This is a genomic window from Streptomyces sp. NPDC051452 (assembly GCF_044454765.1).
GTDB lineage: Bacteria > Actinomycetota > Actinomycetes > Streptomycetales > Streptomycetaceae > Streptomyces.
This window is the reverse complement of sequence record NZ_JBITEB010000019.1, coordinates 142,791-163,567: the sequence shown is the minus strand read 5'-3', so window position 1 is coordinate 163,567 and position 20,777 is coordinate 142,791. Positions and strand designations below refer to the sequence as shown.

Below are 20,777 nucleotides of genomic sequence, written 5' to 3'. Positions count from 1 at the left end.
GGCCTTACGGCTTGGGAGTGGCGTGCGGTGTGCAGGTCACGTCCGCGGCGTCCAGCTTGCCGTCGATCAGATAGGCGTCGACGCGCTGGTTGATGCAGGGGTTGACCAGGCCGGTCACACCGTGGGAGCCCGCGTCCTTCTCGGTGATCAGGCGGGAGCCCGCGAAGCGCTTGTGCAGTTCGACGGCACCCTCGTACGGGGTGGCCGCGTCCCGGGTGGACTGCACGATCAGCACCTGCGGCAGGCCGTGGTGGGTCCCGACCTCGACCGGGTTGTGCTGCTTGGCCGGCCAGGTGGCGCACGGCAGGTTCATCCAGGCGTTCGCCCAGGTCATGAAGGGGTATTGGGCGTTCAGCCGGGTGTTGTCCCGATCCCACTTGCGCCAGCTGGTCGGCCACTTGGCGTCGGCGCACTCGACCGCCGTGTAGACGGCGTTGGAGTTCTCCGAGGCGATGTTGCCCGCCGTGTCCGACAGGTCCGGGGCGGCCGCGTCGACGAGCGCCTGGGTGTCACCGGCGTAGACCTTGCTGAAGACCGTCGCGACCGGCACCCACGAGGAGTCGTAGTACGGGGCGCTCTGGAAGAAGGCGATCAGCTCGGCCGGCCCGACGACCCCGCCGATGGGGTTCTTCTTGGCGGTGGCGCGCAGTTGGAGCCACTTGGCCTGGACGGCGTCACGGGTGGTGCCCAGGTGGAACGCGGCGTCGTTCGCGGCGACCCAGTCCTCCCAGTCCTTCCAGCGGCCCTCGAAGGCGATGTCCTGGCCGAGGTTGGCCTCGTACCAGATGTTCTCGCGGGCCGGGTTGACCACGCTGTCGACGATCATGCGGCGCAGGTGGCCCGGGAAGAGGGTGCCGTAGACGGCGCCGAGGTAGGTGCCGTAGGAGACACCGAGGTAGTTGAGCTTGCTCTCGCCCAGCGCGGCACGGATGACGTCCAGGTCGCGCGCGGTGTTCGGCGTGGTCATCTGGGGCAGCATCGCGGCGCTGCGCTCCCCGCAGCCCTCGGCGTACTCGCGGGCCAGCTTGCGCTGCGCCAGCTTGTCGGCCTCGCTGTCCGGCACGGGGTCGGCCTTGGGTGCCTTGACGAACTCCTGCGGGTCGACACAGGAGATGGGCGCCGAGTGACCGACGCCGCGCGGGTCGAAGCCGACGAAGTCGTAGGCCTTGGCGACGTTCGCCCAGACCGGGTTCTTGTTGACGACCCGGTTCGGGAAACGCAGGCCCGAGCCGCCGGGGCCGCCCGGGTTGTAGACGAGGGCACCCTGGCGCTCGCCCGGGGTTCCGGTGTTGCCGATGTGGTCCACGGCGAGCTTGATCTGCTTGCCGTAGGGGTGGGCGTAGTCGAGCGGCACGCTGACCCAGCCGCACTGGATGGGCTTGGCCAGCCCCCAGTCGGCCGGGCAGTCCTGCCAGTCGATGCCGGCCTGGGCCGCGCGGGCCGCGGCTATCCGGGCTCCGACGGCCTCGCGGTCATGGCCCGACCTGTCCGTCGCGCCGGCCGCGGGCGCCGATACGGCACCGGCGATCAGCGTGGCGGTGACGAGTGCCGCGGCCGAACCGAGCGCCGGCAGGCGGCTCTTCCCTCTGTTGTCCCTCAAAATGGGGCCCCTCCCCGTACCTCGCTGCGAGTGGTCAGGCGGGATCCTCTCGACTGTGAGGTGTCTGAGAACAGGGGTTGCCGCCCATCTTTACCCATCCGATAACCGGGCGACCGTGTCCCGCTCAGCGGGCGGCCGTCAGCAGCCGAGCACCATCCGCGCCTCCTCCAGCAGCCGGCGCAGCCGCAGCGCGTCGGGTGCCACCGCGCTGACCAGCACGGCGGGCCCCGCGAGCGGCAGCAGCGCGGCGCCCTCACCCAGCATCCGGGCGGCGACCGGGCGGTCGGCGAACTCGGGTGCCGCTACCACCAGTTGGCCCACGGCGCGATGTCCGGCCAGCACGGCCGGGCCGTCCCAGCCGCCCGGCGCGCCGGGGCCGCAGGCCAGCTCCTGGTCGAGCACGGTCCGGCCCGCGATCCGCACGGTCAGCCGGCTGGTGAGCCGCCCGGGCTCCTCCCCGGCCCGCCCGAGCACCTGCTCCTCGCGCAGCACGAGCCGCGCCCCGGCGCCGAGTTCGACCCGTGTGGTGATCCGCAGGTCGCTGCCCCCTGCGGAGATCAACTGCTCGGGCAGCCAGTGCAGTTCGCCGCCGTCGGCCACGTCGAGCCGGACGTCGTAGCGGGCCTCGCCCTTGGCCTGGCCCGGCAGCGCGATGGTCGCGGCGGCCGAGCCGACATGCAGCCGGGCACCTTCCTCCACCCGCGCGGTGAGCGTCAGGCGGTCACCGCCGAGTGGGCCGCTCATCGCGCCGACGACCATGACCTTCGCCCCGGGCCCGCTCGCCCGGGTGCGGCGAGGGGCCAGCGGCCCCTCGCCGTCCAGCACGGGCAGCGACGTACCGCCGCGGCCGTCGGCGCGAGCGACGATCCGGGCGGCCGCCCTGACCCCGGTGGCCGTCACGCCGTCCACTGGGCGAGCCGTTCCCGGACCCAGGCCGCCACGTCCGCCACGCCCGTCTCTCCCCGCAAGGACTGGAAGACGACCGGGAGTTCGGCGCGCTGGGCCTTGGCGTCGGCGGCCATCCTGGCGAGGTCGGAACCGACGTGGGGGGCGAGGTCGGTCTTGTTGACGACGAGGAGGTCGGCCGTGGTGACGCCGGGGCCGCCCTTGCGCGGGATGTCGTCGCCGCCGGCCACGTCGATGACGAAGATCTGTGCGTCCACCAGCCCCTTGGAGAAGGTGGCGGTCAGATTGTCGCCGCCGGACTCGACGAGGATCAGGTCCAGCGGGCCGACCGCGTCCTCCAGGTCCTCCACGGCTTCGAGGTTGGCGGAGATGTCGTCGCGGATCGCGGTGTGCGGGCAGGCGCCCGTCTCGACGGCGCTGATCCGCTCCGGCGGCAGCACGGCCTCCCGGAGCAGGAACTCCGCGTCCTCCCGGGTGTAGATGTCGTTGGTGACGACCGCGAGGGACAGTTGGTCGCGCAGGACCCGGCAGAGCGCGGCGACGGTGGCCGTCTTCCCCGACCCGACGGGTCCGCCGAGCCCGATGCGCAGGGCGCGGCGGGTCCCGTCGGGGCGGTGGGCGTCCGCGCTGACGGCCGAGGGGCCGTGGTGGGCGTGGTCGAGATGCATGTGTGCCTCCAGTGACGAGAACATGGTGTCCGACCCCGCGACCGACGGGGTGGGACCGGATCCGGGAGGGAGGACCCGTGGGGGGGGTGAGGGCGACGGTCTACGAGGCGAACAGGCGTACCGGCCAGGTCGCGTGCCACTCGGCGCCGACTTCGAACACGGGACCCGACGCGGCGGGCAGGGCGTCCACTCCCTCGTCGAGCGCCCTGCGCGCCGCCTCCACCGCCGCGTCCGCCACCCGGTCCAGCTCCGGCGCCAGCCGGGCCAGCACGCCGGTGGCGTCGAACGGGTCGAGGCTGAGCAGGCGCACCGTGGCCGTGGCGGGCCCGCTGACACTCTCGTACGCCGCGCAGTACGCCGCGTCCGCGGGTCCCAGTCCGGCGGCCCGGGCGGCGAGCCCCAGCACCACCGGCTGGTGCGCTCCCTTGGGGAACTCCCGCGCCAGCTGGTCGAGTTCGGCCGACGGCCAGCTCGCCCGGGCCGCCCGCATCAGCTGCCGGCCGAGTCTGCGTGCGGCGGCCCGCAGCGCCGGTGAGGGTGTACGGGCGTCCGCCGCCGCGTCCAGCTCCCGGGGGTCGGCGCCCAGCGCCGCGGCGGCCGCCAGCGCCGCCGCGACCAGCCCGGCGGTGTGGGCCCGGCCACGGCAGAAGTCCTCCAGGTCCGCGGCGCGGGTGATGCGGCCCGCCTTGACTGCGGCCTCCGCCCCGCCGGAGTGCGCGTGCCCTCCGGCGGGGAAGCGGCCGTCGGCCAGGACGAGCAGTGCTGCCCGCGACATCAGAAGAGGAAGTAACGCTGGGCCATGGGCAGTTCGGCCGCCGGGACCGCCTCGACCAGTTCGCCGTCGATGTGCACGGCGAAGCTGTCGGGGTCGATCCGGACGTCCGGGCGGGCGTCGTTCTCCCGCATGTCGGCCTTGGTGACCGCGCGCGTCGACTCGATCGCCGCGAACCGTTTGCCGAGCCGCAGCCGCTCCGGCAGCCCGTCCTCGATCGCCGCCGGGGCGACGAAGTTGACGGAGTTGGCGGCCGGGGCGCGGCCGATCGCGCCGTACATCGGGCGGGGCAGGATGGGCTGCGGGGTGGGGATGGAGGCGTTGGCGTCGCCCATCTGCGCGTACGCGATCTGGCCGCCCTTGATGACGAGGAGCGGCTTCACGCCGAAGAACGCGGGCTCCCACAGCACCAGGTCGGCCAGCTTGCCGGTCTCGACGGAGCCGATCTCGGCCGCGAGCCCCTGGGCGAGGGCGGGGTTGATCGTGTACTTCGCGACATAGCGCCGCACCCGGTGGTTGTCCGCCCGTCCGTCGCCCGGCAGCGCGCCCCGGCGGCCCTTCATCACGTGGGCCGTCTGCCAGGTGCGCAGCACGACCTCGCCGACCCGCCCCATGGCCTGGGAGTCGGAGGAGATGATGGAGATCGCGCCGAGGTCGTGCAGGACGTCCTCCGCGCCGATGGTGGACGGCCGGATGCGGGACTCGGCGAACGCCAGGTCCTCCGGGACCGCCGGGTTGAGGTGGTGGCACACCATCAGCATGTCGAGGTGTTCCTCGGTGGTGTTGACGGTGAACGGCCGTGTCGGGTTGGTGGAGCTGGGCAGCACGTTCGCGTGCGAGACCACGGTCATGATGTCCGGGGCGTGCCCGCCGCCGGCACCCTCGGTGTGGTACGAGTGGATGCCCCGGCCCGCGATCGCGGCGAGGGTGTCACCGACGAAGCCCGCCTCGTTCAGGGTGTCGGTGTGGATGGCGACCTGGATGCCGGTGCGGTCGGCGACGGTGAGCGCCGCGTCGATGACGGCCGGGGTGGAGCCCCAGTCCTCGTGCAGCTTGAGGCCGACGGCGCCGCCGCGGATCTGGGAGAGCATCGCCTCGTGCGAGACGGTGTTGCCCTTGCCGAGGAAGCCGACGTTGACCGGGTAGGCCTCCATCGCCTCCAGCATGCGGGCCAGATGCCAGGGGCCGGGCGTCACGGTCGTCGCCTTGGACCCTTCGGCGGGACCGGTGCCGCCGCCGACCAGCGTGGTGATCCCGGAGGCCAGTGCCTCGTCGGCGACCTGGGGGCAGATGAAGTGGACGTGCGCGTCGATGGCGCCGGCGGTCAGGATCCGTCCGTTGCCGGCGATGATCTCGGTCTCGGGGCCGATGACCAGGTCGGGGTGGACGCCGTCCATGGTGTCGGGGTTGCCGGCCTTGCCAAGGGCGGTGATCCGGCCGTCGCGGATGCCGACGTCGGCCTTGACGATGCCCCAGTGGTCGACGACGACGACACCGGTGATCACGGTGTCGGGGGTGCCCTCGGCCCGGGTGGCGCGGGACTGGCCCATGGACTCGCGGATGACCTTGCCGCCGCCGAAGACCGCCTCGTCACCGGCGCGGGGGCCGCCGGAGCGGTCCTCCTCGATCTCGATCAGCAGGGCGGTGTCGGCGAGCCTGATGCGGTCGCCGGTGGTCGGGCCGAACAGGTCGGCGTAGGCGTCGCGGGAGATCTCAGGCATCGAGCGCGCCCCCGGTCTCCCCGCGCAGGCCCGGCACGATCCGGGCGCCGGCCAGGGGCACCAGTTCGACGTCGACGGGGATGCCGGGCTCGAAGCGTACGGCGGTGCCTGCGGCGACGTTGAGCCGTCGGCCACGGGCCGCGGCGCGGTCGAACTCCAGGCCGGGGTTGGCCTCCGCGAAGTGGTAGTGGGAGCCGACCTGGACCGGCCGGTCGGCGGCGTTCAGGACCGTCAGGCGGGTGACCTCACGGCCGACGTTGAAGTCGACGGGGTCGTCCGCGAACAGGATCTCTCCGGGAATCATCGCGGCCCCCTCAGACGATCGGCTCGTGGACGGTGACGAGCTTGGTGCCGTCCGGGAAGGTGGCCTCCACCTGGACGTCGTGGATCATCTCCGGGATCCCGTCCATGACCTCGTCGCGGGTGAGGAGCTTGCGACCCGAGGACATCAGCTCGGCGACGGTGCGGCCGTCGCGGGCCCCCTCGAGGATGTGCGACGTGATGAGGGCGACCGCTTCCGGGTGGTTGAGCCTCAGTCCGCGGGCCCGGCGCCTCTCGGCCACGTCGGCCGCCACGTGGATCAGCAGCCTCTCTTGCTCGTGCGGGGTAAGTTGCACGTCCCACCTCACAGTTCTTGCCCCGGACCGTGCGGGGTCCGGTTGCCGCAGCCACCGCGACGGGGATAGGTGTAACACACAGACAAATCCCCGGATCGTCGTCAATCCGGGCAGACAAACCCCTGGTGGCGTGGTTCGGCAGGCTAGAGCGCCGGAGTTTCAGCGACGTTAACCAGACCTTGATCGGCCTATGACCACGCGATGGACTGTCGCATACCGGCGCACTTCAGGACGCGCCCGGACGCCGGTGCTCGGCCGCGATACCGAACCGACGCTGCTCCCCGGTGGCGGACCCGGCCCCGTGAACCCCCGACACGGTACTGACGACCTGTTCCTCGCCCGGCTCGTCGAGCGCGTCCAGGCGCTCCAGATCGGCGGCCGAGACCAGCGCGACAAGCGGCTTGCCGTGTCGCGTCACGACGACGCGCTCACCGCCGTACACCACCCGGTTGATCAGGTCGGCGAGCTCAGCCCTGGCTTGCGTCACCGGAATCTCGTAGGCCATACCCCCATCATAACGTCACGTACGTCCTGTACATTTTGTACAGAAGCCGAGCCCGTGAGGGCCGTGCCATGAGGAGGGGTATGTCCATGTCCAGGCTGTCAGGCCGTCATGTCCTGCCGGAGTTCACCGAGCGCGCCGGGGCGGGGACACGCCCGCTGGATCCGTACGGGAAGCTCTTCGAGGAGCGGATCGTCTTCCTCGGGACGCCGGTCGACGACGTCGCGGCCGGCGATGTCACGGCCCAGCTCATGTACCTCGAACACACCGCCCCGCACCGGGACATCACGCTGTACGTCAACTCGCCCGGCGGCTCCTTCGACGCGCTCACGGCGATCTACGACACGATGCGGTACATCGACTGCGACGTGGCGACCTACTGCCTCGGCCAGGCCGCCTCGGTCGCCGCGGTCCTGCTCGCGGCCGGCACCCCGGGCAAGCGGTTCGCGCTGCCGGGCGCACGCGTGGTGCTGCGCCAGCCCGCGCTGCCCGAGCCGGTACGCGGCCGGCCCGACGACCTCGCGATCCAGGCGGAGGAGCTGACCCGGACCCGCGCCCTGACCGAGCGGCTGCTCGCCCGGCACACGGGGCGCACGGCGGACCGGGTCCACCTCGACCTGGAGCGGGACCTGATCCTGGACGCGCCCGGAGCGCTGGCCTACGGGCTGGTGGACGGCATCGTGCCCGGCCGCCGTGGCGGGTCCGGCTCCTCCGGCGGGTCCGGCTCCTGCGCCGGGCCGAGGTGAGAGCGGGATGCTGCCGGAGCTGCCGCCGCTGCCCGCGCTGACCCGCGCGGAGGGCGAGCTGATCGACCGTTACCTGGAAGCCGTGGACCTGCTGGGCCGGATCAACCCGGCGCGGGGGCACGGGGACACCTATCGCGGGCTGCGTGCCGCGCAGGCCCTGGTGCGCAAGGCCGCGGAGCTGCGTGACGCGCTCGCACTGATGCACCGGCGAGGCGAGACGGAGCTGCACGGGCACACGTTGGCACGCGCGTTGCGGGTGCTCGACGGCGAGCGCCGTACCGCGCGCGTCGTGCTCCCGCCCGACCGCGTCGGCTGAAGCGGACGCCCGAGCGGCCCGAAGGGCCTCGTACGTCGCCCCGCCGCTCGGGCCGGAGTTGAAACGGCCCGAACGACGTACCGCCGACCGAGGTACATCTGGATGCCCCTTCGCGCTCTCCGAGTTGCGCGCCCAACCGGTCCGACCCCCGGCGCGTGATGCTCCACCGCAGGTCAGGGGCTACGTAGGGGAACTGACGGCCTCTCGAACAAGGCACTGTCCACCCGAACGGGCGAGTGGTGAGTAACGCCACAAAGTCACGGTTCCGTTGGGATTTTCGGACAACTGTGAGCCAAGATCCCTGTCTGACGACAAGCCCCCGCCACCGCGGCGGGGCGATCCGGGCGGACGCCGAGTCCTGCCGCCGCCCGGATGACCGGTCGACAGGAGTGGATCGGCAGGAGTGGAGGACCCGAGCAAGACGGGTCGCCGGAACAGATGTTCGTCCGCGCAGCGCGGGCGGCCGGATGTCTCCGAGCAACCCTTGGGGTGAAGCCGTGGCAACGCGGCCGGGCTACTTCGCCAGCCCGAATCCGACAGGTCATCCTTCACAGGCGGCTGACGAAGGGTTGCGCATGACTGCGCTCAATCGTGTCCCGTCGCTGATGGCCCGGGCCGGCACGGCTTCGGCTCTCACGCTCGCCGCCGTGGGCGGCTCGATCGTGGTTCCGGGTCTCGCCTCCGATGCCTCGGCCGCGACCACCGCGACGAAGGCACTCCGGATCGCGGCCTCGAAGAAGGGCGCCCCGTACCGCTACGGGGCCATCGGACCGCGCAGGTTCGACTGCTCGGGGCTGACGCTCTACTCGTTCAAGAAGGCGGGCAAGAAACTGCCGCGCACCGCCGCCCAGCAGTACAACAAGACGCACCACATCTCCGCCGGCAGCCGTAGGGCCGGCGACCTGGTCTTCTTCCACTCGGGTTCCAGCGTCTACCACGTCGGCATCTACGCCGGCCACGGCAAGATCTGGCACGCCCCGAGGACCGGTGACGTGGTGCGACTGCAGAAGATCTGGACCAGGAGCGTCTGGTACGGCCGCGTCAGCTGATCCGGCGCGGGACGGGGGCGGCTCCAGCAGAGCGGGGCCGCTCCGAGCACCGCCGGCGCCGACCGGTGGCCGCCTGGAGCCCACGGGCGGCCGAGGACGCGCTTCTGAAGCCTGTCGAGCCGCGTAACCCCGCAGGACCGCCGTCGAGTCCGCACGCCCCCGCACCCGTGCCCGTGTCCGGCGCCGGTCGCGGGGGCGGTGCCATGTGCGGGCGCCGGCCGTCCGTCGCCGCCGTCGGGCAGCCCTGACCGCCGAGGCGGGCCGCCGGGCTACGGTTCCTGCCGGCCCCCCGCCGTGACCGGCTCGGCGGGGGTCGTCCAGGGAAGCTCGATGAGGACCGTCTTGCCGCCCTCGCGCGTGGGGCGGACCCGCAGCCTGCCGCCGCACTCCGCCGTGAGACATCGGATGATGACCATGCCGCGCCCGTTGTCCTGCTGGACGGCGGCGGGCAGTCTCTTGGGGAAGCGTGGATGGCTGTCCGTGACACCGATGCGCAGCTGTTCGTCGTGGTGCAGCGCGACGTCGACGGTGAAGGTGGGTGACTGGCCGAAGGTGTGCTGGACGGCGTTGGTGGCGAGTTCGGAGACGATCAGCCGCACCGTGTAGGCCACTTCGGTGTCGGACGGCAGGCCCCACTCCGCGAGGGTTCCCACGACGTAGCTGCGGGCTGCGGCGACCGAGGCGGGATCGCTCGGCAGAGTGACGGATGCTTCCAGATGGTCTGCCATGGCGACGTCGTCCCTTTCCCACGGGACCGCAGTCCGACGAGGAGTGGATGGTTCGAGTACGGTCCCGGACTGGTGCTTCGCCGTCAGACTGCCATCACCGGGCGGGTCACGGGAGCGATCCACCAAGTTATGCATATATCTGTCGCTCGATGCGGTGAACTCTGCGACGCGGGACCATCTCCGAGCGGCCCATCGGGAGTAAGGAGGAGCCCATGCAGAACGGGCCGGCCGTACGCCGTCGCAAACTGGGCGCAGAACTGCGCACGCTGCGCACCCGCGCCGGGTTCACCAGCGGTGAGGCGGCCCATCTGGTCGGCTGGCACCAGTCGAAGGTGAGCCGCATCGAGACCGGCGCCAGCGGGGTGAAACCGGCCGATCTGCGGTTACTGCTCGACGCCTACGGCGTACGCGACCGGCACCTGCGTGAGTTACTGCTGATGCTGGCGGGATCCGAGGACGCCGGGGGCCGCAACCGCTGGTGGCACGCGTATCGCGGGGTACTGCCGCCCACCTACCGGGATTTCATCAGCCTGGAGTCGCAGGCGAGCACGATGCGCACCCTGGAGACCACGGTCGTGCCGGGCCTGCTGCAGACGGCCGAGTACGCCCGGGCCGTGACCAGGGCGGCCGTGAAGGACCTCGCCGAGGAGCGTCTGGACGCGCTGGTGGAGGTGCGGCTGGCCCGGCAGGACGTGCTGCGTTCCAACCCCCCGCTGAAGCTGTCCGCCGTGCTGGACGAGGCGGTGCTGCGGCGCGAGGTCGGCGGCCCCCGGGTGATGGCCCGGCAACGGGAGCGGCTGCTGGAGGCCGCACATCTGCCCCAAGTGCGACTGCAAGTACTGCCGTTGACGGCCGGTGCGCATGTCGGCCTCACCGGGCCTTTCGTTATCTTCTCCTTTCCGAGCACTTCCGATCTGGACGTGGTTGTTCTTGACCAGTTGACGAGTAGCCTCTACCTCGAACGGAAAGAAGACCTGGTGGCGTACACCGAGGCGTTCAACACCCTTCGGAGGCACGCCCTTTCACCCGAGGAATCGTTGGACTACATCGCCGGAATAGGTGACGGCGCGTAAGGAGGCACCATGTCAGCACTGCCTCGGAACGTCCCTGCCAGTACCGACCTGCACGACGTGCGCTGGCTGCGCAGCAGCCGCAGCACGGGAGCCAACAACTGCGTGGAGACGGCCCGTCCGCACACCGGCCCCCCGGCCGGACTGCTCGCCGTGCGCGACTCGAAGAATCCGGCCGGACCCGCGCTGCTCTTCTCCCCCGAGAGCTGGACGGGGTTCGTGGCCGCCCTGCGGTGACCGTTCACCCCGACCCGACCGAACCCACCGAACCCACCGAATCGCCCGAACCATTCGAATCGTCCGAATCGACGGGTCGAGCGGTCTGATCACTCGTCCGTTCCCGCCCCGTTCGTGCGACGCACGGCCGTGTCACGCCGACTCATGGTCGCGTCTCGCCGATCACTCGTACAGCGCGTTCGATCTCCGCCCCGGAGAGGTCCGCCCGGGCGGTCAGCCTCAGCCGTGAGATGCCGTCGGGTACGGAAGGAGGACGGAAGCAGCCCACGACCAGCCCCGCCGTACGGCAGTCGGCCGCCCAGCGCACCGCCTGCTCGGGCGAGGGGGCCCGCACGGAGACCACCGCGGCGTCGGGACGCACCGCTTCCAGGCCCGCGGCGGTCAGCCGTGCGTACAGCTCCGCCGCCACCTCACGGGCCCGCGCCGCCCGCCGCGGTTCGCGCACCAGCAGTCGCAGCGCCGCCAGGGCCGCCCCGGCCGCCGCCGGTGCCAGGCCCGTGTCGAAGATGAAGGTCCGGGCGGCGTTGACCAGATGGTCGATCACCCGGGCCGGGCCCAGCACCACGCCGCCCTGACTGCCCAGCGACTTCGACAGGGTGGCCGTCACGACCAGGTCCTCGGCGCCCGCGAGCCCCGCCGCGTAGGGCGCGCCCCGGCCGCCGTCGCCCACCACGCCCAGTCCGTGGGCGTCGTCCACGACCAGTCCCGCGCCGTGGCGCCGGCACACCTCGGCCAGCGCGGCCAGCGGCGCCTGGTCCCCGTCGACGGAGAACACCGTGTCGGAGACGACGATGGCCGCTCCCTCGTGCGTGGCCAGCGCCTTGGCCACGGCCTCCGGGTCGGCGTGAGCGACGACCTGGGTGCCGCCCCGGGCGAGGCGGCAGCCGTCGATGAGGGAGGCGTGGTTGCCCGCGTCGGAGACGATCAGGGAGCCGTGCGGCCCGAGCGCGGTGACCGCGGCCAGATTGGCGGCGTAACCGGAGGAGAACACCAGGGCGGCCTCGAAGCCGCAGAAGGCCGCCAGCTCGCTCTCCAGCCGGGTGTGCAGCTCCGTGGTGCCGGTGACCAGCCGGGAGCCGGTGGAGCCGCCGCCCCAGGTCCGGGCGGCACCGGCCGCGCCCTCGATGACCTCCCGGTGGTGGGCCAGCCCGAGGTAGTCGTTGCTCGCCAGGTCCAGCAGCGGCGACTCGGCGGGGCGCGGGCGCAGGGTGCGGACCAGTCCGGCGCGCCGGCGCGCCCCGGCCTGCTCGTCGATCCAGCCGAACGCCATGGGTCCTCCGGTGCTTTTGTAGGTAGCGGACAGACCTTAGCGGCAGGGCCCGGCACCCAGGGTGTGGCGATACCCACACGGTGAACCCACTCCGTTGTGCGGTCCCTCCTTGGCCCGGAGCCGTCCCGTAGGACAGGATCGGGCCTCATGGACCTGCTGAACACGCTGGTGGACAAGGGGCTTCGGCGCGAGCTGCCGACCCGCGAGGAAGCGCTCGCCGTGCTGGCCACCTCCGACGACGACCTGCTCGATGTGGTGGCCGCGGCCGGGAAGGTGCGCCGGCACTGGTTCGGGCGACGGGTGAAACTCAACTATCTGGTCAACCTCAAGTCCGGTCTGTGCCCCGAGGACTGCTCCTACTGCTCCCAGCGGCTCGGCTCCAAGGCCGACATCCTGAAGTACACCTGGCTCAAGCCCGACCAGGCCTCCGAGGCGGCCGCCGCGGGGCTGGCGGGCGGTGCCAAGCGCGTCTGTCTGGTGGCCAGCGGACGCGGTCCGACGGACCGGGACGTGGACCGGGTCTCGCAGACCATCAAGACCATCAAGGAGCAGAACGAGGGCGTCGAGGTGTGCGCCTGTCTGGGGCTGCTCTCCGACGGACAGGCCGAACGGCTGCGCGAGGCGGGCGCGGACGCCTACAACCACAACCTGAACACGTCGGAGTCCACGTACGGGGACATCACGACGACCCACACGTACGCCGACCGGGTGGACACGGTGCACAAGGCGCACGCGGCCGGTCTGTCCGCCTGCTCCGGTCTGATCGCGGGCATGGGCGAGAGCGACGCGGACCTGGTGGACGTCGTCTTCTCGCTGCGCGAACTGGACCCGGACTCCGTTCCGGTGAACTTCCTGATCCCGTTCGAGGGCACCCCGCTGGCCAAGGAGTGGCACCTCACCCCGCAGCGCTGTCTGCGCATCCTCGCGATGGCGCGCTTCGTCTGCCCTGACGTGGAGGTCCGTATCGCGGGCGGCCGCGAGGTCCATCTGCGCACGATGCAGCCGCTCGCGCTGCACCTGGCCAACTCCATCTTCCTCGGCGACTACCTGACCAGCGAGGGCCAGGCCGGCAAGGCCGACCTGGAGATGATCGCGGACGCCGGGTTCGAGGTGGAGGGCGCCGACCAGGTGACGCTGCCGCGGCACCGGGCCGCGGGCGCGAGCGTGTGCGGCTCGCACGACAGCGCGGGCTGTGGCTCGCAGGCAGCCGGGGGGTGCGGCTCGCACGAGGAGCCCGGTGCGGGTTGCGGCTCGCACGGGGGCGCCGACGGAGGATGCGGCGCACACGAAAGCGCCGGTGTCGGTGTCGGTGTCGGCGCTACGGACGAGAGCGTGCCGACGGCCCTCGACGCCGCGCCCGCCGCCGCGGCGCCCGCCCCGGCCGGCGAGCCTCGCACGGACCTGGTCGCCGTCCGCCGCAGGGGCGCGGGAACGGACCTCGCGCCCAATGCCTGACCTGTCCCAGCCGCACGTACCCGGTCTGCTGGAGCTGGACCGGCGGCACGTCTGGCATCCCTACGGGCCGATGCCCGGCCGGGTCGAACCGCTCGTCGTGGAGTCGGCGAGCGGTGTCCGGCTGCGCCTCGCGGACGGCTCGGGCGAGCTGGTCGACGGGATGTCGTCGTGGTGGTCGGCCATCCACGGCTACCGCCACCCGGTCCTCGACGAGGCCGCGCGCGAGCAGTTGGGCCGGATGAGCCATGTGATGTTCGGCGGGCTCACTCACGAGCCCGCCGTTCGGCTCGCGAAGCTCCTTGTCGACATGTCGCCCGACGGCCTGGAGCACGTCTTCCTGGCCGACTCGGGGTCGGTGTCGGTCGAGGTCGCCGTCAAGATGTGTCTGCAGTACTGGCGCTCGCTCGGCCGGCCGGGGAAGCGACGGCTGCTGACCTGGCGCGGTGGCTACCACGGCGACACCTGGCAGCCGATGTCGGTGTGCGACCCCGAGGGCGGGATGCACGAGCTGTGGTCCGGCGTGCTCCCGCGCCAGGTGTTCGCGGACGCCCCGCCGACGGAGTACGAGGAGTCGTACGCCGAGCGGTTGCGCGAGCTGATCGCGGAGCACGCGGACGAGCTGGCCGCGGTCATCGTCGAGCCGGTGGTGCAGGGCGCGGGCGGTATGCGGTTCCACTCCCCCGCCTATCTGCGGGTGCTGCGCGAGGCGTGCGACGCGCACGACGTGTTGCTGGTGTTCGACGAGATCGCCACCGGCTTCGGCCGGACCGGCGCCCTGTTCGCGGCGGACCACGCGGCTGTCACACCCGATGTGATGTGCGTGGGCAAGGCGTTGACCGGCGGGTATCTGACGATGGCGGCGACGCTGTGCACCGCCCGGGTGGCCGACGGTATCTCGCGGGGCGAGGTGCCGGTGCTGGCCCACGGCCCGACGTTCATGGGCAACCCCCTGGCGGCCGCCGTGGCGTGCGCCTCCCTCGGTCTGCTGCTGGGCCAGGACTGGCGCTCGGAGGTCGAGCGGATCGAGAGGGGGCTGCGCGAGGGACTGGCGCCGGCCGCGGAGTTGCCCGGGGTGCGGGACGTGCGCGTGCTGGGTGCGATCGGGGTCGTCCAGCTCGACCACGAGGTCGACATGGCCGCCGCCACCCGGGCGGCGGTGCGGGCGGGCGTGTGGTTGCGCCCCTTCCGCGATTTGGTCTACACGATGCCGCCGTACATCACGACGGACGAGGACGTGGCACGGATCGCGCGCGCGGTGTGCGCCGCCGCGCGGGAGGGATGACATGCGGGTACTGGTGATCACGGGCACGGGCACGGAGGTCGGCAAGACCGTCACCACGGCCGCCGTCGCCGCGGCGGCGCTCGCGGCCGGGCGCTCGGTGGCGGTGCTGAAGGCCGCCCAGACGGGTGTACGGCCGGACGAGCGCGGGGACGCCGACGAGGTGGCGCGGCTCGCGGGCGCGGTCACAGCGACCGAACTGGCCCGCTATCCGGAGCCGTTGGCGCCCGGCACGGCCGCCCGGCGGGCGGGCATGGCACCGGTGCGTCCGCACGAGGTGGCCGACCGGGCCGCCAAACTGGCCACGGAGCACGACCTGGTGCTGGTCGAGGGGGCGGGTGGACTGCTCGTCCGGTTCGACGCGGCGGGGGGCACCCTTGCCGACGCGGCCCGGCTGCTGAACGCGCCGGTCCTGATCGTCGCCCCGGCCGGGCTGGGCACGCTGAACGCCACCGAGCTGACGGCCCGCGAACTGCGGCGGCGCGCGCTGGAGCCGGCCGGGGTGGTGATCGGCAGCTGGCCCGACTCCCCCGACCTCGCCGCCCGCTGCAATGTGGCCGACCTGCCGGAGGTGGCCGGCGCCCCGCTGCTCGGCGCCCTGCCGGCCGGCGCGGGCTCCCTCGCCCCCGCCGACTTCCGTACGGCGGCACCGGGCTGGCTCGCACCCCGGCTGGACGGAACATGGGACGCGGCGGCCTTCCGCGCCCGGGCGACCGCTTGACCGCACCGCCCGGCCGGATCACCCAAGCGTCCGACCGAACGCGCCGAGCCTCACCGTCGGTCCACAGACCGCCGGACGTCTCCCGCCTCACCGTCGGTCCTCAGCCGGCCGGACGGACCCGGCCTCGCCGGCCCGACTGAACGGGCCCAGCCTTCCTCCGGTCCACGGCGGACTGAACAGGTGCAGACTTGCCGAAGGGTCATCGCCGGCCGGACGGTCTCGCCACCGCCGGTCCGCGACCGGCCGAACGGATTCCGCCTCGCCGCGGATCCGCAGGCGACTGGGCGGACCCGGCCTCGCCACCGATCCAGGCCCGGCTGAACGGGCCCAGCCTTCCTCCGGTCCACGGCGAGCTGGACAGGTGCAGACTTGCCGAAGGGTCATCGTCGGCCGGACGGTCTCGCCACCGCCGGTCCGCGACCGGCCGGACGGATTCCGCCTCGCCGCGGATCCGCAGGCGACTGGGCGGACCCGGCCTCGCCACCGATCCAGGCCCGACTGAACGGGCCCAGCCCTCCTCCGGTCCACGGCGGACTGAACAGGTGCAGACTCGCCGTCCGGGTCGCGGTCGGCCGGACGGCTCTGCCGGGGAAGGGCGCCGCGCCGCCGACGTCGTGCTGCGTGCCCGGCGTCGCCTGGCGTCCGGAGGAAGCGGACGGGCGGGGCCCGGGCGTCCGCTGATCACAGGCTCCAGCCACGCAGTTCGCGCGCGATGTCGTCGACGCTCGCCGTGCCGTCTTTGACCAGCCGGGCGAGGTCGCGCACCTGTTCGGCCGTGGTGGCCACCTTCTCCCCGCTCGCGGCCAGATAGGCGTAGGCGACCGCCGAGGCGAACAGGGCGTTGGCGCGTTCCAGCGCCGGTACGTGGATGAGCAGCTGGAGCAGGGAGGCCGCTCGGGCGTGCGGGCTGTCGTAGACGGGCGTGCCGAATATCTCCGCCCGGTGCCGGGCGACGGCGGCGACCAGGGCGCCCCAGTCGGTGACCTGCGGGTCCCCGGGCGTCCTCTGTTCGGCGAGCATGAGCAGCCAGGCGAGGTCGATACGGAACTCGTTCAAGGGATCAGCGGCGGCTTTTCCCGGTGTCGGTGCCGCGCCCCTCGGTGAACTCCTCGGCGAACACGGACTCGTAGCTCTTCATGAAGTCGGCGGCCGCGTCGACGAAGGTGCGGCCCGCTTCCCCGGTGTCCTGTCTGACCAGTTCCTCGATGTAGCGGTTGACGCTCATCCCGCGGGCCAGGGCGCGTTCGCGGGCCGCGCGGGCGGTGCCCTCGTCCACGCGCACGTTCAGCTGGGTCTTCGCCATGCCTCGAAGCTAGCGCCGTGGTGCTAGCAACGGCAAGGGCGGCCCGGTGGCCGTCCGGGTGTATCCAGAGGGATTCCGGCTGTGGTAGGGGTCACACTAGGCTCAGCCCGACCATGGAGTCGGGGCGTCGAGGCGACATGGAGGCGGTCTTGTCCACACCTGCTGCGGAGCATGCCCCGGGCCGCGCGCCGGACGGCGTCGCCGCGGCCCGCGCCCGCGCGCTGACCAAGGCCTACGGCTCCGGCGAGACGGCCGTGGTCGCCCTGGACTCGGTGGACGTGGACATCGCGGGCGGCCGCTTCACCGCCGTGATGGGGCCGTCGGGGTCCGGGAAGTCCACGCTCATGCACTGTCTGGCCGGCCTGGACACCGTGTCGGCCGGTCAGGTGTGGCTGGGGGGCACCGAGATCACGGGGCTGAAGGAGCGGGAACTGACCCGGCTCAGGCGCGACCGGATCGGATTCATGTTCCAGTCGTTCAACCTCATCCCGACCCTGACCGCCGCCGAGAACATCACCCTGCCGATGGACATCGCGGGCCGAAGACCGGACGAGGAATGGCTGGACCGGATCATCGACACGCTCGGCCTGCGCGCCCGGCTGTCGCACCGGCCCGCGCAACTCTCCGGGGGCCAGCAGCAGCGCGTGGCGTGCGCGCGGGCGCTGGCCTCCCGGCCCGAGCTGATCTTCGCCGACGAACCCACCGGCAACCTCGACTCGCGGGCGGGTCTGGAGGTACTGGGCTTCCTGCGCGCCGCCGTTGACGAACTGGGGCAGACCGTGGTGATGGTCACCCACGACCCGGGCGCCGCCGCCCACTCCGACCTGGTGCTCTTCCTCGGCGACGGGCGGATCGTGGACGAGATGGAACGGCCGACGGCGGAGGCCGTGCTCGAACGCATGAAGCGTTTCGACGTGGTCCGGGGCCGGCTCGGCGACGGCGTCACCGCGCGGGAGGCCTGACCCGGTGCTCAAGGCGACCCTCAGGAGCTTCCTCGCGCACAAGGGACGGCTGGCCCTGTCCGCGCTGGCCGTGGTGCTGTCCGTGGCGTTCGTCTCGGGCAGTCTGATCTTCTCCGACACCGTCACCCGTACCTTCGACCGGCTCTTCGCCTCCACCGCCGCCGATGTGACGATCCGGCCGAAGGCGGACCTGAGCGGGGCGCGGCCCAGCGGTCTGGTGCAGACCGTGCCCGCCGCGCTGCGGGACCGGGCGGCGAAGGTCGCCGGGGTGGCGGCCGCCCGCGCCGACGTGTCGGTGGAGAACGTGGTGGTGGTCGACGCCCACGACAGGTCCGTCGGCCCGACGACCGGTGCCCCGACCATCGCCTCCTCCTGGTACGTCACCCCCCACAGCCCGGTGAGACTGACCTCCGGTCACGCGCCGCACGGGGCGGGCGAGGCGCTGCTGGACGCCGACACCGCCGGCGACAGGCACGTACGGATCGGCGATCCGCTCACCGTGCAGGCACAGCCGGGCACCTTCGAGGTCCGGGTCGTCGGCATCGCCACGTTCACCACGACCAATCCGGGCTCCGCGCTGGTCTATCTGGACCCGGCCGTTGCCGGCCGTGAGCTGCTCGGCTCCGCCGCCGAGGCGACCGGCATCTCGGTGGACGCGGCGAAGGGCGTGACCGACGCGGAGCTCAAGCGCCGGGTGGCGGCGGCGATCGGCGCCGGGCCCTACGAGTTCAGGACCGCCGACGAGCAGGCCAAGTCGGCCGCGGCCAACCTCGGCGGCTTTCTCGACGTGATCAAGTACGTGATGCTGGGCTTCGCCGGCATCGCGCTGCTCGTCGGCGTGTTCCTCATCGTCAACACCTTCTCCATGCTCATCGCCCAGCGCACCCGCGAACTGGGCCTGCTGCGGGCGCTCGGCGCGGACCGCCGGCAGGTACGGCGTTCGGTGCTGACGGAGGCGCTGCTGCTGGGGCTGGTCGGTGCCACGCTCGGGCTCGCGGCCGGGATCGGGCTGGCCTTCGGGTTGATGCGGCTGATGAGCGCGTTCGGGATGAAACTGAAGACGACCGAGATGGTCATCGGCTGGGGCACGCCCGTCGCGGCGTACGTCGTCGGCCTCGGTGTCACCTTCGTCGCCGCCTATCTGCCCGCGCGGAGGGCGGCGGCCGTCTCTCCGATGGCCGCCCTCGCCGACGCCGAAGTGGCGGGTGTGGGGCGGCCGTTGAAGGTGCGGGCGATCGCCGGGTCGGTGGTCGGGGCGGTCGGGGCGGCCGCACTGGCGGGGTGTGCCGTGGCCACGCGGACCGCGCAGGCCGCCGCGCTGCTGGGGGCCGGCGTGGTCCTGACGCTCATCGCGACGGTGGTCGCCGGGCCGTTGCTGGTCCGGCCGGTGGTCCGGGTGCTGGGCGGGGCGTTCCCCGCGCTGTTCGGGGCGGTCGGGCGGATGAGCCAGCGCAACGCCCTGCGCAATCCGCGTCGCACCGGTGCGACGGCCGGCGCGCTGATGGTGGGGCTGGCGCTGGTCGGCGGGATGTCGGTGGCGAGCGCGTCCCTGTCCGCGTCGTTCGACCGGCAGATCGACAAGACCCTGGGCGCGGACTTCATCGTCCAGAACACCGGCTTCACGTCGTTCACGCGGGACGTGGCGAAGACCGCCGGCGCGACGCCCGGCGTGGGGCTCGTCGTACGGCAGCGGCTCAGTCCGGCCGCCGTACGGCTGCCGGACGGCACGCGGCTCACCACGAACGTCACCGCGTACGGCCCCGGGCTCGACGACGTCGTGCACATCGGTTACGTCAGGGGCGGTTCGGCGGCGGCGCTGGCGGCCGGCCACCTGGCCATGGACGCCGATTTCGCCTCCGAGCACGGCGTGCGGATCGGCAGCGTGGTCCCGGTCGAGTTCCCGGGCGGCCGGCGGGCCGGGCTGACCGTCGGGGCGCTCACCGATCAGCAGTCGGCCGGTGGCTTCCGCGCCCAGGGCGGCATCCTCCTCGGCCTCGGCACGCTCGACAGGTACGTACCGAAGGGGCAGGACTCCGCGCTGTACGTCAACGCGGCGCCCGGAACGAAGGCGGACTCCCTGCGTCCACGGCTGAAGCGGGCACTCAAGCCCTTCCCGCAGGTCCAGGTGCGCAACCAGAGCGACTACAAGACGCTGGTGCGCGATCAGATCGCCGTGCTCCTGTATCTGGTGTACGCGCTGCTCGGGCTGGCGATCGTGATCGCCGTGCTCGGTGTGGTCAACACCCTCGCGCTGTCGGTGGTGGAGCGCACCCGGGAGATCGGCCTGCTGCGCGCGATCGGGCTGGGGCGGCGGCAGTTGCGCCGGATGATCCGGCTGGAGTCGGTGGTGATCGCGGTCTTCGGCGCGGTGCTCGGGCTGGCGCTGGGCCTCGTGTGGGGCGTGTGCATGCACCGGGTGCTGGAGCTGCGCGGGCTGACGGCGCTCGCGATCCCCTGGGGCACGATCGTCGCGGTGGTGGTCGGCTCGGCGGTGGTGGGCGTCGTGGCGGCCCTGCTGCCGGCGCTGCGGGCGTCGCGGATGAACGTGCTGGCGGCGATCGCGCACGAGTGACGACACCGTCGGCGAGACGGCGGCCTCGGACGCCGGGAACGGGGCGTGAGGGAGGGTGCGGGGTACGACGTGATCCTGGGCCCCGATCACCTGGGCAGGGCCGCCCCGTTGCCGGCGCCGCTCGCCGCGGCGGGGCGACCGAGCGTCCGCGGCCGGGCGCCGGCCCGGGACGGACGGTTCGCGCGTGCCGTTGCCGATCGGGGCCGACCGCGACCGGGCGCCGCGGGTCCGAGTACGCGGACATCGCGCCCTCGACGGCGCCCGGCCGGCCCCCGCGCCCGGG

The 20,777-nt window shown here is 72.6% G+C and carries 22 protein-coding genes and 1 riboswitch; of the genes, 10 read left to right on the top strand and 12 right to left on the bottom strand.

What is annotated here, in order from left to right:
• Positions 1-4 precede the first annotated feature (4 nt).
• The 8 genes from ACIBA9_RS33065 to ACIBA9_RS33030 all read right to left on the bottom strand — a co-directional run bounded on the left by ACIBA9_RS33065 (position 5) and on the right by ACIBA9_RS33030 (position 6,789).
• Complete coding sequence (locus ACIBA9_RS33065) at positions 5-1,600, bottom strand: alpha/beta hydrolase (RefSeq protein ID WP_399368859.1); 1,596 nt, start codon at positions 1,598-1,600, stop codon at positions 5-7.
• Positions 1,601-1,738: 138 nt separating this feature from the next.
• On the bottom strand, positions 1,739-2,509 hold the full coding sequence (locus tag ACIBA9_RS33060) for an urease accessory protein UreD (RefSeq protein WP_362155570.1): 771 nt from the start codon (positions 2,507-2,509) through the stop codon (positions 1,739-1,741).
• Entirely contained in the window at positions 2,497-3,174 is a 678-nt protein-coding gene (ureG, locus tag ACIBA9_RS33055; RefSeq protein ID WP_362155573.1) for an urease accessory protein UreG, read from the bottom strand. Before ureG ends, ACIBA9_RS33060 begins: the two co-directional genes overlap by 13 nt.
• Before the next feature lie 100 nt (positions 3,175-3,274).
• Positions 3,275-3,949, bottom strand: coding sequence for an urease accessory protein UreF (locus tag ACIBA9_RS33050; RefSeq protein ID WP_393898139.1), 675 nt, complete (start codon positions 3,947-3,949; stop codon positions 3,275-3,277).
• Positions 3,949-5,667 (bottom strand): urease subunit alpha, encoded by a 1,719-nt coding sequence (locus tag ACIBA9_RS33045; protein WP_399368856.1) that lies wholly within the window; start codon positions 5,665-5,667, stop codon positions 3,949-3,951. The genes ACIBA9_RS33050 and ACIBA9_RS33045 overlap by 1 nt, the downstream gene beginning before the upstream one ends.
• Positions 5,660-5,971, bottom strand: coding sequence for an urease subunit beta (locus ACIBA9_RS33040; RefSeq protein WP_393898137.1), 312 nt, complete (start codon positions 5,969-5,971; stop codon positions 5,660-5,662). Before ACIBA9_RS33040 ends, ACIBA9_RS33045 begins: the two co-directional genes overlap by 8 nt.
• A gap of 10 nt (positions 5,972-5,981) precedes the next feature.
• Positions 5,982-6,284: an urease subunit gamma gene (locus ACIBA9_RS33035; protein ID WP_399368853.1), complete on the bottom strand. Its 303-nt coding sequence runs from the start codon at positions 6,282-6,284 to the stop codon at positions 5,982-5,984.
• A 226-nt stretch (positions 6,285-6,510) separates the two neighbouring features.
• The gene (locus ACIBA9_RS33030) at positions 6,511-6,789 is read right to left on the bottom strand and encodes a type II toxin-antitoxin system Phd/YefM family antitoxin (RefSeq protein WP_399368851.1); all 279 of its coding nucleotides are present in this window, start codon (positions 6,787-6,789) and stop codon (positions 6,511-6,513) included.
• 86 nt (positions 6,790-6,875) lie between these two features.
• On the opposite strand from ACIBA9_RS33030, the gene ACIBA9_RS33025 reads away from it, so the two are divergent.
• From ACIBA9_RS33025 to ACIBA9_RS33015, 3 genes are all read left to right on the top strand, one after another.
• Positions 6,876-7,532 (top strand): ATP-dependent Clp protease proteolytic subunit, encoded by a 657-nt coding sequence (locus ACIBA9_RS33025; protein ID WP_399368849.1) that lies wholly within the window; start codon positions 6,876-6,878, stop codon positions 7,530-7,532.
• 7 nt (positions 7,533-7,539) lie between these two features.
• Positions 7,540-7,848 carry a hypothetical protein gene (locus ACIBA9_RS33020; RefSeq protein ID WP_393898134.1) on the top strand — a complete coding sequence of 103 codons (309 nt, stop codon included), beginning with the start codon at positions 7,540-7,542 and terminating at the stop codon, positions 7,846-7,848.
• 339 nt (positions 7,849-8,187) lie between these two features.
• Positions 8,188-8,420: riboswitch (cyclic di-AMP (ydaO/yuaA leader) on the top strand.
• A 3-nt stretch (positions 8,421-8,423) separates the two neighbouring features.
• Positions 8,424-8,897: a C40 family peptidase gene (locus ACIBA9_RS33015; protein ID WP_362155595.1), complete on the top strand. Its 474-nt coding sequence runs from the start codon at positions 8,424-8,426 to the stop codon at positions 8,895-8,897.
• Positions 8,898-9,166: 269 nt separating this feature from the next.
• On the opposite strand, the gene ACIBA9_RS33010 is transcribed toward ACIBA9_RS33015, so the two are convergent.
• The gene (locus tag ACIBA9_RS33010; RefSeq protein WP_399368847.1) at positions 9,167-9,625 is read right to left on the bottom strand and encodes an ATP-binding protein; all 459 of its coding nucleotides are present in this window, start codon (positions 9,623-9,625) and stop codon (positions 9,167-9,169) included.
• Between the two features lie 212 nt (positions 9,626-9,837).
• Between ACIBA9_RS33010 and ACIBA9_RS33005 the strand changes: the two genes are divergently transcribed.
• Complete coding sequence (locus ACIBA9_RS33005; protein ID WP_399368845.1) at positions 9,838-10,698, top strand: helix-turn-helix domain-containing protein; 861 nt, start codon at positions 9,838-9,840, stop codon at positions 10,696-10,698.
• 9 nt (positions 10,699-10,707) lie between these two features.
• Complete coding sequence (locus ACIBA9_RS33000) at positions 10,708-10,932, top strand: DUF397 domain-containing protein (protein ID WP_362155604.1); 225 nt, start codon at positions 10,708-10,710, stop codon at positions 10,930-10,932.
• A gap of 142 nt (positions 10,933-11,074) precedes the next feature.
• Here the strand turns inward: ACIBA9_RS33000 and ACIBA9_RS32995 are convergent, their stop codons facing one another.
• Positions 11,075-12,202, bottom strand: coding sequence for an 8-amino-7-oxononanoate synthase (locus ACIBA9_RS32995; protein ID WP_399368843.1), 1,128 nt, complete (start codon positions 12,200-12,202; stop codon positions 11,075-11,077).
• A gap of 147 nt (positions 12,203-12,349) precedes the next feature.
• On the opposite strand from ACIBA9_RS32995, the gene bioB reads away from it, so the two are divergent.
• The 3 genes from bioB to bioD are packed head-to-tail and all read left to right on the top strand — an operon-like array spanning position 12,350 to position 15,657.
• A complete protein-coding gene (gene bioB, locus ACIBA9_RS32990; protein WP_399368841.1) occupies positions 12,350-13,657 on the top strand; it encodes a biotin synthase BioB in 1,308 nt (435 codons plus the stop codon).
• A complete protein-coding gene (locus ACIBA9_RS32985; protein ID WP_362155613.1) occupies positions 13,650-14,939 on the top strand; it encodes an adenosylmethionine--8-amino-7-oxononanoate transaminase in 1,290 nt (429 codons plus the stop codon). The genes bioB and ACIBA9_RS32985 overlap by 8 nt, the downstream gene beginning before the upstream one ends.
• Position 14,940: 1 nt before the next feature.
• Positions 14,941-15,657: a dethiobiotin synthase gene (bioD, locus tag ACIBA9_RS32980; RefSeq protein WP_362155616.1), complete on the top strand. Its 717-nt coding sequence runs from the start codon at positions 14,941-14,943 to the stop codon at positions 15,655-15,657.
• 681 nt (positions 15,658-16,338) lie between these two features.
• On the opposite strand, the gene ACIBA9_RS32975 is transcribed toward bioD, so the two are convergent.
• Both ACIBA9_RS32975 and ACIBA9_RS32970 read right to left on the bottom strand, forming a co-directional pair.
• Positions 16,339-16,713 (bottom strand): fic family toxin-antitoxin system, toxin component, encoded by a 375-nt coding sequence (locus tag ACIBA9_RS32975; protein WP_362155619.1) that lies wholly within the window; start codon positions 16,711-16,713, stop codon positions 16,339-16,341.
• 4 nt (positions 16,714-16,717) lie between these two features.
• Complete coding sequence (locus tag ACIBA9_RS32970) at positions 16,718-16,960, bottom strand: toxin-antitoxin system HicB family antitoxin (protein WP_399368838.1); 243 nt, start codon at positions 16,958-16,960, stop codon at positions 16,718-16,720.
• Between the two features lie 149 nt (positions 16,961-17,109).
• Between ACIBA9_RS32970 and ACIBA9_RS32965 the strand changes: the two genes are divergently transcribed.
• Together ACIBA9_RS32965 and ACIBA9_RS32960 are read left to right on the top strand one after the other, a co-directional pair.
• On the top strand, positions 17,110-17,922 hold the full coding sequence (locus ACIBA9_RS32965; RefSeq protein WP_362155624.1) for an ABC transporter ATP-binding protein: 813 nt from the start codon (positions 17,110-17,112) through the stop codon (positions 17,920-17,922).
• Between the two features lie 4 nt (positions 17,923-17,926).
• Positions 17,927-20,494: an ABC transporter permease gene (locus ACIBA9_RS32960; RefSeq protein WP_399368836.1), complete on the top strand. Its 2,568-nt coding sequence runs from the start codon at positions 17,927-17,929 to the stop codon at positions 20,492-20,494.
• The last annotated feature ends 283 nt before the right edge of the window (positions 20,495-20,777 follow it).